Origin of the sequence: Streptomyces sp. AM 4-1-1 (assembly GCF_029167625.1) — a bacterium.
In the GTDB taxonomy this organism is placed as follows: domain Bacteria; phylum Actinomycetota; class Actinomycetes; order Streptomycetales; family Streptomycetaceae; genus Streptomyces.
The window spans coordinates 2,223,684-2,239,060 of sequence record NZ_CP119145.1 but is presented as its reverse complement, the minus strand read 5'-3'; the positions used below and the strand labels follow the sequence as shown (position 1 = coordinate 2,239,060).

General features: G+C 70.3%; 13 protein-coding genes, 2 tRNA genes and 1 pseudogene. 6 read left to right on the top strand and 10 right to left on the bottom strand.

The window, feature by feature from the left end; translation table 11 throughout:
• Nucleotides 1–496 precede the first annotated feature (496 nt).
• Nucleotides 497–1,000: pseudogene (locus PZB75_RS09355) on the top strand (glycoside hydrolase family 6 protein); the annotation flags it as partial.
• A gap of 123 nt (nucleotides 1,001–1,123) precedes the next feature.
• Here the strand turns inward: PZB75_RS09355 and PZB75_RS09350 are convergent.
• A tRNA-Lys gene (locus tag PZB75_RS09350) sits at nucleotides 1,124–1,197 on the bottom strand.
• Between the two features lie 180 nt (nucleotides 1,198–1,377).
• Here PZB75_RS09350 and PZB75_RS09345 point away from each other — a divergent pair.
• From PZB75_RS09345 to PZB75_RS09335, 3 genes are all read left to right on the top strand, one after another.
• Nucleotides 1,378–2,724 carry a peptidoglycan-binding protein gene (locus PZB75_RS09345; RefSeq protein ID WP_275534831.1) on the top strand — a complete coding sequence of 449 codons (1,347 nt, stop codon included), beginning with the start codon at nucleotides 1,378–1,380 and terminating at the stop codon, nucleotides 2,722–2,724.
• 31 nt (nucleotides 2,725–2,755) lie between these two features.
• Nucleotides 2,756–4,366: an SPFH domain-containing protein gene (locus PZB75_RS09340; RefSeq protein WP_275534830.1), complete on the top strand. Its 1,611-nt coding sequence runs from the start codon at nucleotides 2,756–2,758 to the stop codon at nucleotides 4,364–4,366.
• 154 nt (nucleotides 4,367–4,520) lie between these two features.
• Nucleotides 4,521–5,111: a lytic polysaccharide monooxygenase auxiliary activity family 9 protein gene (locus tag PZB75_RS09335; RefSeq protein WP_275534829.1), complete on the top strand. Its 591-nt coding sequence runs from the start codon at nucleotides 4,521–4,523 to the stop codon at nucleotides 5,109–5,111.
• 80 nt (nucleotides 5,112–5,191) lie between these two features.
• On the opposite strand, the gene PZB75_RS09330 is transcribed toward PZB75_RS09335, so the two are convergent.
• From PZB75_RS09330 to PZB75_RS09320, 3 genes are all read right to left on the bottom strand, one after another.
• On the bottom strand, nucleotides 5,192–6,652 hold the full coding sequence (locus PZB75_RS09330; protein ID WP_275534828.1) for an MFS transporter: 1,461 nt from the start codon (nucleotides 6,650–6,652) through the stop codon (nucleotides 5,192–5,194).
• 103 nt (nucleotides 6,653–6,755) lie between these two features.
• A complete protein-coding gene (locus PZB75_RS09325; protein WP_275534827.1) occupies nucleotides 6,756–7,601 on the bottom strand; it encodes an ABC transporter permease subunit in 846 nt (281 codons plus the stop codon).
• Nucleotides 7,598–8,506, bottom strand: coding sequence for an ABC transporter ATP-binding protein (locus PZB75_RS09320; RefSeq protein WP_275534826.1), 909 nt, complete (start codon nucleotides 8,504–8,506; stop codon nucleotides 7,598–7,600). Before PZB75_RS09320 ends, PZB75_RS09325 begins: the two co-directional genes overlap by 4 nt.
• A 133-nt stretch (nucleotides 8,507–8,639) precedes the next feature.
• On the opposite strand from PZB75_RS09320, the gene PZB75_RS09315 reads away from it, so the two are divergent.
• Together PZB75_RS09315 and PZB75_RS09310 are read left to right on the top strand one after the other, a co-directional pair.
• Nucleotides 8,640–9,893, top strand: a complete 1,254-nt coding sequence (locus PZB75_RS09315; protein WP_275534825.1) for a histidine kinase — start codon at nucleotides 8,640–8,642, stop codon at nucleotides 9,891–9,893.
• Nucleotides 9,890–10,549, top strand: coding sequence for a response regulator transcription factor (locus tag PZB75_RS09310; protein WP_275534824.1), 660 nt, complete (start codon nucleotides 9,890–9,892; stop codon nucleotides 10,547–10,549). Before PZB75_RS09315 ends, PZB75_RS09310 begins: the two co-directional genes overlap by 4 nt.
• A gap of 106 nt (nucleotides 10,550–10,655) precedes the next feature.
• Here the strand turns inward: PZB75_RS09310 and PZB75_RS09305 are convergent, their stop codons facing one another.
• The 6 genes from PZB75_RS09305 to ehuC form a co-directional block, all read right to left on the bottom strand.
• Nucleotides 10,656–11,630 (bottom strand): site-specific integrase, encoded by a 975-nt coding sequence (locus PZB75_RS09305; protein WP_275534823.1) that lies wholly within the window; start codon nucleotides 11,628–11,630, stop codon nucleotides 10,656–10,658.
• A 424-nt stretch (nucleotides 11,631–12,054) separates the two neighbouring features.
• Nucleotides 12,055–12,128 (bottom strand) — tRNA-Lys (locus tag PZB75_RS09300).
• Between the two features lie 83 nt (nucleotides 12,129–12,211).
• Nucleotides 12,212–12,970, bottom strand: a complete 759-nt coding sequence (locus PZB75_RS09295) for an IclR family transcriptional regulator C-terminal domain-containing protein (RefSeq protein WP_275534822.1) — start codon at nucleotides 12,968–12,970, stop codon at nucleotides 12,212–12,214.
• Nucleotides 12,971–13,136: 166 nt separating this feature from the next.
• Nucleotides 13,137–14,000: an ectoine/hydroxyectoine ABC transporter ATP-binding protein EhuA gene (gene ehuA, locus PZB75_RS09290; protein WP_275534821.1), complete on the bottom strand. Its 864-nt coding sequence runs from the start codon at nucleotides 13,998–14,000 to the stop codon at nucleotides 13,137–13,139.
• Entirely contained in the window at nucleotides 13,990–14,634 is a 645-nt protein-coding gene (gene ehuD, locus PZB75_RS09285) for an ectoine/hydroxyectoine ABC transporter permease subunit EhuD (RefSeq protein ID WP_275534820.1), read from the bottom strand. Before ehuD ends, ehuA begins: the two co-directional genes overlap by 11 nt.
• On the bottom strand, nucleotides 14,631–15,365 hold the full coding sequence (ehuC, locus tag PZB75_RS09280; RefSeq protein WP_275534819.1) for an ectoine/hydroxyectoine ABC transporter permease subunit EhuC: 735 nt from the start codon (nucleotides 15,363–15,365) through the stop codon (nucleotides 14,631–14,633). The genes ehuD and ehuC overlap by 4 nt, the downstream gene beginning before the upstream one ends.
• Nucleotides 15,366–15,377 lie beyond the last annotated feature (12 nt).

Sequence of the window (15,377 nt, the reverse complement as noted above, 5' to 3'; positions counted from 1 at the left end):
CGCTCCCCCCGGAGCCCCCGACCGGGCCGGTCCTCGACCGTGTGATCACGAGCCGCGGGAGTGGCCCGACACCCGCACGGGAGGTCGTGGGCGGCTCACACACCTGTCTCGGAGGCCCCGGACCTGGGCCACGCGGACACTCTAGAGCCGCCAACGGGACGCACATAGAGGCGACTTGTCCGTGCGTCGATTATCGGCCGTCACTGTCCGGCGCGACCGGCACCCCCCGCCGCCGCCCGCTCGTCCGGGACCCCACGCCCGGCGGATGTCCTCCGCCGCCCCCGCACCGGGACACGGCGGGTGCGGCCGGTTCGCCCGAGGCGGCCCCGACGGGCTGTGCCTGGATGGATTCGACCGGTCCGGTCCGGACCGTACGACACGTCCGGCCGGCACGACCGGAGCAGCCGAGGGGGAGCGCACGCACGGCAGTCACACCTTCCGGCGCGGTGCGCGCACCCGCGCCGGGAGCGGGACGGCGGCGGTCGCCGCGGCGGCCCTGGCCGCCGCGCTGCCGCTGACGGGGTGTTCCACCTCGGACGACGAGGGGAAGAACGCCGCCCCGGTCGACCAGCGGTCCAGGTCCACCGGCCCCTACGGGATCAACCCGGACGGCGGCGCGGCCGGACGGATCGCCGCGTACACCGAGGGCGGCGACGGGCGGAACGCCGAGCTGATCAAGAAGATCGCGTTCCAGCCGGTCGGCGAGTGAATCGGCCCCGACAACTCCGAGAAGGAGACGAAGGGACTCACCGAGGCGGCCGAGAAGACCGACCGGGAGGCCCTGCTCGTCCTCTACGACATCCCGCGCCACGACTGCGGACAGTTCTCGAAGGGCGCCGCCGCCCACGGCGACGCGTACCGCGCCTGGCTGGAGAAGGTCGCCACCGGGAGCGGTGACCGCCGCGCCACGGTGCTCCTGGAGCCCGACGCCGTACTCCACCCGGCCGACGGCTGCACGCCGCAGGAGTTCCACGAGGAGCGCCACGACCTGCTCAGGGGGCCGTCCGACGGATCAAGAAACGGAACGGGTGCCTTCCTGGTCGCGGGACGGCCACTCGGCGCCGGTCGGTCGAGGGCACGAGCAAGGCCCCCTCACGAGGAGTGAGAGGGCCTTGACTTTGCGTGCGCCGCCAGGGACTCGAACCCCGGACCCGCTGATTAAGAGTCAGCTGCTCTAACCAACTGAGCTAGCGGCGCCTGCTGACCTGGAGAACTCTACCCGACGTACGAGGGTGCTCCGAACCGATTCCCGTCCGCCACACCCCACCGGGTAGTCGTTTTTTCCGTTAGTTCCGTCAAACTACGGTATGTCAGGACAGTTGCCGTGCTGGCATCCGTGCTGAGCCCAGAGGTTTGACGAGTACGGAGGGGAATCGCATGACTGTGCCGGTCTTCGTGGAGTACGAACCCGCCATCGACTGCGGCTGCGCGGGGTGCGCCGAGCAGCGACGCACCGCGGCCAGAGCCCTGCCGACGAGGTACGGCGGACACCCCGCCGCGCACGGCGCGCGACGCGCGCTGGTGCTGGTCACCGCCGCCGGAGTGGTGCTCGGCAGTGGTACGGAGGCGGTGTCGGCCGCCCCCGTGACGGGTCCCGCCCGGACGGACGGATCGGCCGGACGGCTGACGGCCGCGGCGGAACCCGCCAGCCCGCAGGGGACGGTCGGGCCGCTCGGCGGCGCCTCGGCCGCCGGTTCGGTGATCTCCCAGGCGTTCCGCACGAACGCGCTGCCCGTGACCACCCGGGCGCAGATCATCTCCCGGGCGAAGAAGTGGGTGTCCCAACAGGTCCCGTACAGCATGGAGAAGTACTGGTCGGACGGGTACCGGCAGGACTGCTCCGGCTATGTGTCGATGGCCTGGAACCTGGGTTCCAACGAGTGGACCGGGAGCCTCGCCGCGTACGGCACCCGGATCTCCCGCGACGCCCTGGAGCCCGGCGACATCCTGCTCTTCCACAACCCGGCCGACCCCGGCAAGGGCTCCCACGTCACGATCTTCGGCGGCTGGACCGACTCCTCGCACACCTCGTACACGGCGTACGAGCAGACCCGCCCGCACACGCGCGCCCAGAAGACGCCCATGGCGTACTGGTCCCACTCGGACAGCTATCTGGCCTACCGGTACCGGGGTCTCAGCACCGGTTCGGGCGGCGCCGGATCGGCGACAAGCTTCCCGGGCGCGGCGAAGTTCGGTCCGGGCGCCGACAACACGTACGTCGCCGAGCTGGGGAAGCTGCTCGTCGCACGGGGCGGCAAGCGCTTCTACCAGCGGGGCCCCGGGCCGCGCTGGACGGACGTCGACCGACGCGCCACGCAGGCGTTCCAGCAGGCGCAGGGGTGGAAGGGGAAGCAGGCGGACGGTCTTCCCGGACCGGGCACCTGGCGCCTGTTGACGAGCGGGGCCGGCCGCGACATCCCGGCAACCGGGGGCGGCGGCGCGGGGGGTGGGGCCGGCGGGGCCAAGGGTGGCGGCAGTCAGAAGGCTCCGGCCTTCCCGGGGCGGGGCTTCTTCAAGCGGGGCGCGTCCAACAGCCATGTCGCGCGGCTCGGCAAGCGGCTGGTGCAGAAGGGATACGGCACGCACTACCGGGTGGGGCCCGGGACCCGGTGGAGCGAGGCGGACCGCCGCAACGTCGAGGCGTTCCAGCGGGCGCAGGGCTGGCGGGGCGCGTCGGCGGACGGCTACCCGGGCCCGGAGACCTGGCGACGACTCTTCGCGTGACGGAACGGAACGGATCGGACGGAGGCGGCAGATGGGAACCACGGTGTCGAACGCGCCCGGTGAACCGGGGCACAGAAGCGGTCCCGGGACCGGGGACGGGAGCGATCGTGGAAGCGGGCACGGGGCCTGGGGGGCCGAGGAGGTGTACGGGACGGGGGAGCCCCGTCAACTCCCGGGCCTGACCCTGGCCCCGACGTCGGACTCGGCGCCGGATTCGGCTCCGGAGCCCGTCGAGGCCGCGGAAGGCACGGAAGGCACGGAGGCTACGGAGGAGTCCGAGCGGCCCGTACCCGTATCCGCACCCGTCGTGGAGGACGCGTCGCGTGAGGAAGCGGGGACGGCAGACGCGGCAGACGCGGCGGAGGTGGCAGAGGCGGCAGAGGTGGCGGACCCCGAGAAGCCGACCGCGTCGACGGCCCCGGCGGACCCGGTACGGGTGCCCGCGCCCGGTGACCGCGACGCGTGGGGCCAGGAGTCGGCGGGTGCGGCGGCCCACGCCGTCCCCGTACGCCTGCCCGCCCCCGGGGACGCGCGGCAGCGGCCGGTCCTCGCGCACGCGGAGACCGCCGCCCCCGTGCACCTCTATTTCAGCAGCGCCGATCACGACCGGTCCGACGCCGTGCCGCTCCCGGGCGTCGGGACCCGGCCGCAGCCCGGCGAGCGGCCGGTGGGCGCGCGGCGGACGCCGCAGCCCAGATCGCCACGGGTGCGGGCGGTCACCCGCCCCGCCCCGCCCGCCGATCCGGGGATCAAGGAGTGGCCCGGACCGGCGCTGCCCGGCTGGACCGCGCTGCTGACCGCGGCGGTCGGGCTCGCCCTCGGGGGCGTCACGCTCTGGTGGATCGGGGCGTTGCCGGCGGCCGTGCTCAGCGGGTTCGGCCTCGCCCCCCGGCCGTTCGACGGGATCGGTGTCGGAGTCTGGCCGGTGCTGGCCGCCCTGCTGACCGTGGTGCTCTTCGCGCTCGGCGGGCTGGGGCGTGGCCGGGTCGGCTCCGCCCGGGTGCTGACGCTCTTCGGGAGGTACCGGGGGAGTGTGCGGCGCACCGGGCTCGTCTGGGTCAGCCCGCTCCTGCTGCGCCGTCGGGTCGACGTACGGCTGCGGCACTGGCGGAGCGAGCCGCTGCCCGCGGTCGACGCGGACGGTACCGCGCTGCGTGTCGTCGTCCTCGTCGTGTGGCGGACCGTGGACACCGCGCGGGCCACGCTCGGTGTCGCCGATCACGAGAGGTATCTGCGCGAGCAGGTCGACGCGGCGATGGCGCGGGTGCTCTCACAGCTCCCGGCCGACGCGTTCCACGAGGACACCCCGACCCTGCGCGACGCGGAGGCGGTCGGTGCCGCGCTGACCCGGATGCTGAAGGCGGAGTGCGTGCCCGTCGGCATCGAGGTGTACTCCGCCCAGCCGACCTCGATCACGTACGCGCCCGAGATCGCGGCGGCGATGCGGCGGCGCCGGATCGCGGCCATCGACGCCAAGCACCGGGACAGCGTTCTGACCTCCGTTGTCGACGCGGTGGCCGATACTGTCGGTCGGCTCACCGACCGGGGCATCGTGGAGCTGGACGACTACGAACGAAAGTCGCTGGTCAGAGACTTGACGGTGGCCTTCTACAACGGACGTGGCGGTGGGGAGACTTCCTGACGGAGTGTCTACAACGATCCGGATTCGTACGCTCATTGGTCTGGACATGTTCACTCCATGTCAATAATCTAAGCCTTGGTCTAGACCGCACAACCACGCGCGCAGCGGCAGTAGTGCTCATGGAACACCCCCCACGTTCTTGAGGAGCGTCAGTATGCGGAAAAGGACAAGCGCGGCTTTGGTCGGGCTGGCAGTAGCGGGCGTCTCGATGTTCGCGACGACCAGCGCCAGCAGCCACGGCTACACGGACAACCCCATCAGCCGGCAGAAGCTCTGTGCCAACGGCACGGTCACGGGCTGCGGCAACATCCAGTGGGAACCGCAGAGTGTCGAGGGCCCGAAGGGCTTCCCGGCGGCGGGCCCCGCGGACGGCAAGATCTGCTCGGGCGGCAACGGCTCCTTCGCGGAGCTCGACAACCCGCGCAACGGCGCATGGCCCGCCACCAAGGTCACCGCGGGCCAGGGCTTCAGCTTCCGGTGGAACTTCACCGCGCGGCACGCCACCACCGACTTCCGGTACTACATCACCAAGGACGGATGGGACCCGACCAAGCCGCTCACCAGGGCGTCCCTTGAGTCGCAGCCCTTCATGACGGTGCCGTACGGCAACCAGCAGCCGCCGTCGACCCTGACCCAGCAGGGCACCATCCCCACCCAGAAGACCGGGAAGCACATCATCCTGAGCGTCTGGAACATCGCGGACACGGGCAACGCGTTCTACTCCTGCTCCGACGTGCAGTTCTGACGGACGGTCGTCAGATCGTCCAGTTGACGCGCGGGGACCGGTCATCGGCGTGGTGACCGGTCCTGTCGCGTGTGCCGGGGTCACCGGACGGGAACCGCCTCCCGCCGGGGCCCCGGCTCCACGCGTTCCACGGTCCGGCGACGCAGCAGCACGGCGGCCAGGACCGCCCCGGCCAGCAGCAGCGCCCCGCCCGACACCGAGGCGTACCGCAGGCTGTGCGTGAACGCCTCCCGGCCCAGCGTGATCAGTGAGCCGTCCCCGGAGGCCACGGCGCCCGCCAGTGTCTTGCGGGCCGCGCTCGGCGCCGAGGCCGGCATGTCCGCCCGGTAGACCGAGGTCGCGACCGCCCCGAGCAGGGCCATGCCCAGCGCGCCGCCGAACTCCTGCCCGGTCTCCAGCAGGGAGGCGGCCGAACCGGCCTTCTCCGGTGGCGCGGTCGTCAGCGCCAGGTCCGAGACGAGCGCCATCACGGTGACGATGCCGCTGCTCATCACCGCCGAGCCGACGAGCAGCAGTGCCAGCGAGTCCGTGTCGCACAGGGCCAGGGAACCGAACCCGGCCGCGGCGATCACGAAGCCCGCGCAGATGACCCGCGCGCGGTCGGTCCGCTGGGCGACCGCGGTGGCCGCCGGGGCCGCCACACCCACCGCCAGCGACGGGACCAGGCTCCACAGGGCGGCTTCCAGTGCGCCCATGCCGAGGACCGACTGAAGGTACTGGGTGGTGAAGTAGGCGGAGCCCATCATCGCGAACGAGGTGAGGGCGTTGAGACCGATCCCGGTGGCGAAGGCCCGGTCCCGGAACAGCTCCCGGCTGATCATCGCGTCACCGCGGCGGCGCTGACGGCGTACGAAGAACAGTCCCACCAGCAGACCGGCGGCGACGACCGACAGCCGCTCCGCGTCCGGACCGTGCGCCGCGCTCTCCTTGACGCCCCACACGACGGGCAGCACCGCGCCCATCGAGAGCGGCACGCTCAGGAAGTCGAAGCGGCCGGGGGCCGGGTCCTTGAACTCCGGTACCAGCAGGGGCACCAGGACCAGCAGCACCAGCATGGCCGGCACATTGATCAGGAAGACCGAGCCCCACCAGAAGTGCCGCAGCATGATCCCGCTGAGCACCGAACCGAGCGCGATGCCGCCCGCCATGGCGCCGGACCAGATGCCGATGGCCCGCCCCCGCTGCCGCGCGTCGCGGAACATGTTCCGTACGAGAGCCATCGTCGACGGGATCAGAGCCGCACCGCCGATCCCGAGCAGCGCCCGCGCCGCGATGAGCATCCCGGGGCCGGTGGCGAAGGCGGCGGCGACGGACGCGGCGCTGAACGCCGCGGCCCCCATGAGCAGGAGCTTGCGACGGCCGACGCGGTCGCCGAGCGAGCCCATCGTGATGAGGAGCCCCGCCAGGGCGAAGGCGTAGATGTCGAAGATCCACAGCTGCTGGGTCGCGCTGGGTGCCAGGTCCCGGTCGATGGACGGGATGGCGAAGAACAGGACGGAGACGTCCATCGAGACAAGGAGGAGGGGCAGCAGGAGGACCACGAAAGCGGTCCATTCCCGGCGCCCGGCGAGGTCGCCGCGCTCGGCGGCGGTGGTCCGCCTTGGCCGGAGTGTCCGTACCCGGGCAGTTGGCCGACCGGCCCTCTCACTGGTCGCGCCGTTGTGCGCTGGTGACGGCGAGCACGGCTGCGGTGAGCGCCCACACCGCGTACACGGTCCAGGCTCCGCCGGTCGTCCACGGGAAGTCGGTCTGGCGGGGGCCGACCTCCACGAGCCGCAACCACGCCTGATAGAGCGTGGCGTGCCCGGCGACCGCCGACCAGTGGCGGCCCTCGGTGAAGACGATGGGCAGCACGAGGATGACCGCCACCGCGGCGATCATGGTGGCCGAGGTGTGCCTGATGACTGAGCCGATGGCCATGCCGACGACCGCGCACACGGGCGCAAGGAGGGCTGACGCCACTACGACACGCAGGGCGCCCGGGTAGCCCATCGATATGCCTGCGCCCCGGCCGTCGAGGATCGCCTGCGTCAGGCCGAACGAGGCCCCCGCGACGATCGAGCCGAAGACGGTGGCGACCGCGGTGACGACCACTGTTTTGGCGGCCATCACCGAACGGCGGTCCGGAACGGCCGCGAACGTCGTACGAATGGTGCCCGTGCTGTACTCGCCGATGATCGCGACGGCGCCGATGGCACCGAGGGCGAGCATCATGACCATGGCGGAGTTCGCCGTGAACACCTCCTGCAGCGGAATTCCGGCCCGGACGTAGTCGGCCCGGTCCGCCGCGCTCCGCTCCGGCCAGTAGTTGTAGGTGTCGTAGGCGGTCCCCGCGTTGAACGCGATGACGGCCAGGGCGGTGGCCCCGTACGCGATCCAGGTCGAGCGCAGCGACCGAAGCTTGATCCACTCGGTGGCCATCAGGTCGTAAAAGCGGGCACGGGGTTCGTCGGCGCCAAGTCCGCCAACGGGAGCGTACGTCGTGGTCACTGAGGGTCTCCTGCGAGGTATTGCACGCTGTCGGCGGTGAGCTCCATGAACGCCTCTTCCAATGAGGCGGACCGGGTGCTGAGGTGATGCAGCGGAATGCGGTGCTCCATGGCGATCTCACCGATCCGGACCGCGGTCACACCGGTCACAGCAAGCAGGTCGCCCGCCGTGTCCACGGCTGCGCCCTCGGCCGTCAGCAGATCTCTCAGGACGGCAGCGGCGGGCGTACCCACCGTGACGCTCTGCCCAGTGCCGCGAGCGGAGAACTCCGTGAGGCTTTCCGCCGCGATCAGCTCACCGCGGCCGATGACGATCAGATGGTCGGCGGTGTGCTCCATCTCGGACATGAGATGGCTGGAGACGAACACCGTGCGGCCCTCGGCGGCGAGACGCCTGAACAGGTCACGCACCCACCTCACGCCTTCCGGGTCAAGGCCGTTGAGCGGCTCGTCGAAGAGCAGTACCGGTGGGTCACCGAGCAGGGCGGAAGCGATGCCGAGCCTCTGCTTCATGCCGAGCGAGAATCCGCCGATGCGGCGCCGGGCGACCTCGGCGAGGCCGACCTCCCGCAGCACCTCCTCCACCCGACGCTGCGGGATACGGTTGCTGCGGGCCAGGGAGGACAGCTGCGCCACCGCGCTGCGCCCGCCGTGCACATCGTGCGCGTCGAGAAGGGAGCCGACGAGACGCAGGCCACGGGGGCGGTCGCGAAAGGAACAGCCGTCCACGGTGACCGTGCCGCTGGTGGGCTCATGCAAGCCGAGGATCATCCGCAGCGTGGTGCTCTTGCCGGCGCCGTTCGGACCGAGAAACCCGGTCACCTGGCCGGGCCGCACAGTGAAGGTCAGATCTTTGACGGCCGTCGTGCCGCCGTATCGCTTCGTGAGCTCGTTGACTTCGATCACGGGGACAACGGTGCCGGTGGGCGACCCCGCCCGTAATCGGACCACCGATGACAATCGGAGAGGACGGGTGTCAACCCTGGTTGTACGGCCACGGTCGGATGTGCCGCCAGATGCAGGTGCCTACGATCAGTGCATGTCCGCCTCACCGCCGCTGCCGTTGCCGCTGCTCAAACGCATACCGCCGGGCCTGTGGACGGCACTGGCGTGGTACGCGGCAGCAGTCGAACCCATCGTCGAGTACGTAGTGATGCCGCAAGCGCCAACGTACTCGCTCAACTACCCCCAGGACGGGCTCGACTCGCTCGGAGCCCGGGCGCTGCTCGCCGTCGCCTTCGTGCTGATCCTGGCCGGCAGCGCGGTGCTGCGCCGCAGGACCTCCGCGGCGTACGGCATGGTGATCGTCGGTACGGTCATCTCGACGGTGGCCTGGCGTCAGGATGAGATTCCGCCCACGCAGTTCCTGGCCGTGGATATCGCCCTCTGCTACCTCGCAGCCACCCGGCCTCGGCGGAGCTCGCTCACCGCGGCCGCCACAGCGCTCGGCACACTCGCCGGCTACCTCGTCCTGCGGTTGACCACGGGCGACGATTCCAGCATCACGCAGGAGCCGCTCGTGGCCCTGACCGTGGTCATCGCCTGGCTCATCGGTAATTCGTCGCATCAGGCCCGTGCCCACACCGCAGAGTTGCACGCCCGGGCCGCCGCCGAGGCCGTCACCGCCGAACGGCTGCGCATCGCCCGCGAGATGCACGACACCGTCGCCCACAGCATCGGCATCATCGCCTTGCAGGCCGGCGCCGCGGCCCGGGTCACCGAAACCCAGCCGGCCAAAGCCCGCGAGGCGATGCTCACCGTGGAGATGGCCGGCCGCGAGACGCTGTCCGGGCTGCGAAGGATGCTCGGCGCGCTGCGCCAGGCCGACCAGGATGAGGAACGCCAAGGCCGCGCGCACGCGCCGGCGCCCCTGCGACCGGCCGCCAGCCTGGCGAACGTGGAACAGCTCGCCGCGACGACCACGGCCGCCGGAGTCCGCGTGGAGGTGCGGTGGCAGGGCAGGCGCCGCCCGCTGCCAGCCGACATCGACCTCGCGGCGTTCCGGATCGTCCAGGAATCGGTGACCAACGCCGTACGGCACTCGGGTGCCGATTCCTGCCAGGTGCGCCTCGACTACCGCGCGGACGAACTCGCCGTCGAGGTCTCGGACCGAGGGAAAGGCGGCGGCACCAGCACGGACACCGGATACGGCCTGATCGGTATGCGCGAGCGGGCCGCCCTGCTGTACGGCGATTTCACGGCCGGGCCCCGTCCCGGGGGCGGCTTCCTGGTAGCGGCCAGACTCCCGGTACCGGCAGGGACCGCGGCAGAAGCAAAGACGGGAGCCAGATGACCATCCGTGTCGTGCTCACCGACGACCAGCCCCTGGTCCGGGCCGCCCTGCAGATGGTCATCACCGACACCGCGGACATCGAGGTGGTGGGCGAGGCAGAAGACGGCACGGGAGCGGTACGACTGACGGAGGAACTCGCCCCCGACGTCGTCGTGATGGACCTTCGGATGCCCGGCATGGACGGCATCGAGGCCACCCGGCTGATCACGACGGGCACCGGCTCCACACGCGTCGTCGTCCTCACGACCTTCGACGACGACGACTACGTCTACGGGGCGCTGCACGCCGGTGCCTCCGGATTCCTCGTCAAGGACATGGCCCTGGACGACATCCTCGCCGCAATCCGGATCGTTGCCGCCGGGGACGCTCTGATCGCACCAGCCGTCACACGCCGGCTGATCAAAGAGTTCACGACCCGACCCGCAGCGTCACCGCCGCGGCGGTCGGAGCTCGACGGCATCACCGCCCGGGAACGCGAGGTGCTGACCCTCGTCGGCAGGGGCCTGTCCAACACGGAGATCGCAGGGGAGCTCTCCATCAGCATCGCCACCGCCAAGACCTACCTGACCCGCCTGCTCGCCAAGCTCAGTGCCCGTGACCGGGTGCAGCTAGTGATCCTGGCCTATGAGGCGGGCCTGGTGGCAACATCCCAGTGAGTGGACGGACTCCCCGCACAGCGAGCACCGGCGGACGGTGCGCGATCCACGCATGTCCGATCCAACCTCGCCTGCCGTCAGTGCACAGGTTGATCAAGGTTCTGGCTCACCGCCGGCTGTCACCGGGGGCCAGAAGGCTGGTCAGCTCGGCGATGGCCGCCGGCGAGGGCTTGAAGTAACGGCGGAGGTTCTCCGGCTTCTTGTGACGCGACTTGGCCATCAGCATGAGCAGTGACGCACCTTGCTCGCCGAGGTGCGTGAGAGCAGAGTGCCGGTACTCGTGAAGGTCCCAACCGCTGCCCGGTCCACGAACTGCGGTGTGCCCATCCAGTAGGGCGCGGGCTTGGCCGTATGAGAGCCGGGCGAGGTCTGTGTCCGGACACACGTCTCGCGGGCCCACCACCTTCCCTGGGCCGGCTCGGCGGTGGGTGACGAACACGGGCCCGCGCGTGCGTCCCTTGAGCAGGCGGGGCAGGAGCCTGGCCGTGCCCGCGTCCCAGTACACAGTCTCCAGCACGAAGTCCTCGCGCGTCTGGCCGCGTCGTCGGGCCTTCGTCCGGGCGCCCTTGGCCTTGACCTGACAGCGGCGTCCGGCGAAGTCCAGATCCTCGATGTTCACGCCCAGAATCTCGTCGGATCGAGCGGCGGTCTCATAGAGCGTCCGGTACAGGGTCTTCTCCCGCAGGTGCACGTCGCGCCGCGCGATCAGCCGGTCGATGGCCATGCGCGAGCGGGCCGGGGTCTCGGAGTCCGGCACCCCCAGCCGCTTCGCCCGGGCCGGGACCGCCGGACACTCGTAGCCGCGCTCGCGGCACCACGCCAGCCAGGACAGCACCGATGCTCGGCGGGAGTTCCAGGTGTTCACCGCCGCGGTGCCCCAGAGCAGTTCGAGGGCTTCCCCCACTTCGTCGTCCGTGACCGAGCCGAGCGGGCGGCCCTCGCCGAGTCGCAGCGCAGTCTTGCCCAGCCCGATCCCGTAGGTGCGCACCGTGTTGGGGTTGCCGAGCGAATCGAGGAAGAGGTCGGCCGCCGTCCGCACGGTGAGCGCTTTGCCTGTCGGCAGCTGTACGACGGTGGGCACCGCTTCCCCCTTGCCAACAGATAACAGGGCCGCTTCGCGTAGGAACCGAAGAGCGTCACCGCAGGCGACGAATCAAGCTACCGCAGATATTGGGGTGTTATCCGCGAGAAGACTTCAGATCGCGTTCGCTACCGATGCTCCGTCAGCCGCCCACCAGGGGCGACGGGGGCTTAGCGCACGATCTGACATGGATGTTCCTCAAGCCCCTGGTCGTCGAGTTGGTCATGGAGGGACTGTACATTTGTTTAAAACATGCGTCTAGAACGTTTGTTTAAAACACGCGTACAGATGTGTGGGCATGGCTCGGTGGCCGTCGGTGCGGCGAGGGGGGACGCGAAGGAGGCGCGAGGAGGCGCGAGGGAGGGCGGCGGAAAACGCACTGGGCGGTTCCCGTCGTACGGAAACCGCCCAGTGCGTTTGTCTGTGCGCCGCCAGGGACTCGAACCCCGGACCCGCTGATTAAGAGTCAGCTGCTCTAACCAACTGAGCTAGCGGCGCTTGCTGACGAGAAAATAATACCTGGTCCCGAGGGGTGCTGCCGACACGGTCGGCCACGTCCCGCGCGATCCGCCCCGCGACCGCTACAGCGCCAGTGAGAGCAGGACCGGAGCGGCCCGGCGGTTGAGCGTGTCCGCCGCCGAACGCAGCCGGTGGGCGTCCTCGATCGGCAGTGACAGGGCCAGGCAACCGGCCGCCGCGCCCGCCGTCAGCGGGACGGCCGCGCAGACCGTCCCCACCGCGTACTCCTGGAGGTCCAGCATCGGGACGGTCGCCGGCTGACTGTCCAGCTTGGAGAAGAGCACCTTCTCGTTGGTGATCGTCCGGGAGGTGAGCCGGGCCGTCCGGTGCCGGGCGATGTGATCGCGGCGGCCGTTCTGGTCGAGCTGGGTCAGCAGGCACTTGCCGATCGCGCTGGCGTGCGCCGCGGACCTGAAGTCCACCCACTCGTTGACCGCCGGGGTCTGCGGGCCGTCGGCGACCTGGGTGATCCGGATCTCGCCGTCGACGTACCGGCTGATGTAGACGGCGGCGCCGACCGAATCGCGCAGCTGCATCAGCGTCTGCTGGAGCTTGGCCTCCAGCGCCCGCGTCCTGGCCGCGCCGGAGCCGAGCAGCAGCAGCGAGGCGCCCACCACGTAGGCGCCGTCGGTGACCTGTTCGACGTAGCCCTCGCGGCGCAGTGTGCGCAGCAGAGGGGTGAGGTGGCCGATGGGCAGCCCCGTCTCGCGGGCGATCCGGTCGTCGGTCACACCGCTGCCGTGGCAGGACACCGTTTCGAGAACGCGAAGGGCGTACTGCACCGAGTGGAACGGCGCCGTCGGCTCGGGCTTCAGTGTCACGGTTTCCCCCAACCAGGTTGTGACCGCAAGCTTTCGCCCCACGATAGCCGCCGAGGCCCCCTTTCGGGGGTGGTGTCGACGACTTCCCGGTGCGCCCCGGCCCCGCCAACTGGGGCGCACCTCTCTGGCATATGCCATCGTCATGACCAAGTAATGGATCGCGAGGTCACAGCACCGCGTTCAGGAATTCGCGCGTGCGTTCGTGTTCCGGATCGGTGAAGATCTTCTCCGGGGTACCGGCCTCCACGACCCGGCCCGCGTCGAACATCAGCACCTTCTCCGAGACGTCCCGGGCGAAGTTCATCTCATGGGTCACGCAGAGCATGGTGATGTTGGTGTTCCTGGCGATGTCGCTCAGCAACTCCAGTACACCCGCGACCAGTTCCGGGTCGAGCGCGGACGTCACCTCGTCGAGCAGCAGGATCTCCGGCCGCATCGCCAGCGCACGGGCGATGGCGACCCGCTGCTGCTGGCCACCGGAGAGCTGGGAGGGATGCGCGTCGATCTTCCCGGCCAGACCGACCAGGTCGAGCAGTTCGCGGGCCCGGGTCTCGGCCTCGTCGCGGTCCATGCCCAGCACATGGACGGGTGCCTCGGTGATGTTCTGGAGCACCTTCATGTTCGGGAACAGATTGAACTGCTGGAAGACCATGCCGATCTTCTTCCGGGCCTCCCGCAGATGCTTCTCGGGCGCCGGCTTCAGGCCGCCGTCCGGGCTCCGGACGTGGGACAGCGGTTCGCCGTCCACCCAGATCACCCCGTCGCTGACCTTCTCCAGTGTCATCAGCAGCCGCAGGATGGTCGTCTTGCCCGAGCCGCTGGGGCCGATGAGGGTGACGTGTTCGCCGCGCCGCACCGAGAAGTCGAGCCGGTCGAGGACGACGTGGTCACCGTACCGCTTCACGACGTTGTCGAAGCGGACCAGCGGCTGGTCGGGTCCGGTGGTGCCCGGGGCGGGCGCGGGCACGGTCACGACGTCCTCGGGAGCCGTGGCCGCGGGCTTCCGCGGCGGGGAGGGTTCAGTGGCCAAGGCGCTTCTCCAGTTTTCTCATCAGCAGCGAGGTCGGGTAGCTCGCGACCAGGAAGACCAGTCCGGCGAGCGTGAACGCCTCGGTGTACGCGAAGTGGTCGGCCCCGTACCGCCGGGCCTCGAAGACCATTTCCTGCACCGTGATCACGGCGAGGAACGGCGTCTCCTTGAACATCGAGATCGCGTAGTTGCCGAGGGCGGGCAGCACACTGCGTACCGCCTGCGGCAGGATCACGGCCTGCCAGGTCCGCCGGGGCGGCAGCGAGAGCGCGCGGCACGCCTCCCACTGTCCCTTCGGTACGCCGTCGATCCCGGCCCGGTACACCTCCGAGGTGTACGTGGCGTAGTGGACGCCCAGCACCACGATGCCGACCGTCAACGGCTCCGTCGAGCCGAACACGGCCGCCGCGCCCACCAGTTGGACCAGCAGCGGGGTGGACCGGATGAACTCCATCACCACCCGAACCGGCACGGTCACGAACCGGGTCGGGGCCCGTCCGGCGACCGCGATGGCCAGCCCGAGCACCGCCGCCACCAGGGTGCCGAGCACGGTCGCGAGCAGGGTGATCCGGAATCCGTTCAGGACGAGCGGCAGGACGTCACGCGCCGCGTCCCAGTCGAAGCCGTTGTTCATCCCGTGCCTCCGGCCTTCACGGTCGTCGCCGCGCTGCGGCTGCGCAGCAGGCTGCCCGCACCGGTCCCCAGACCGAGCCGCCGCTTGGCGTGCCGCTCCAGCAGGTTCATCAGCAGGGTCAGGGCGTAGGCGAGGACGAAGTAGAGGGCCAGCAGGGTCACATAGGCGGTCAGGGTCTCACCGGTACGGTCACGCAGTTGCTGGACGACGGTCATCAGGTCGGCCGCGGAGATCAGCCACAGGAGCGGGGTGCACTTCAGCAGCTGGATCAGCAGATTGGTGAAGGACGGGATCATCTGCACCCACGCCTGGGGCATGATCACCTTCCGCATCCGGTGGAACGGTGTCATGTTGAGCGCCACGGCGGCCTCCCACTGGGCGCGCGGTACGGAGTTGACACCACCGCGCACGATCTCGGCGCCGTACGCGCCGTAGTTGAGGCCGAAGGCGACGACACCGCAGAGCAGCGGCGAGAGTTCGTAGCCGGTCAGCTGCGGCATCGCGTAGTACAGCCAGAACAGCTGGATGTAGAGGGAGGTGCCGCGGAAGAACTCCACGACCACCCGCGAGACGCCCCGCACCACCAGCAGGCGGCTGCCCGCCATCAGGCCGAGGACGAACGACAGGAGCAGGGCGAGCAGCGAGCCCAGGACCGTGGCCTCAAGGGTCACCCACAGGCCCGCGCGCAGTTGGGGGAGGTCGTCGAGGAACGCGGAGAAGAAGTCGCTCATACGGTGCGGTCC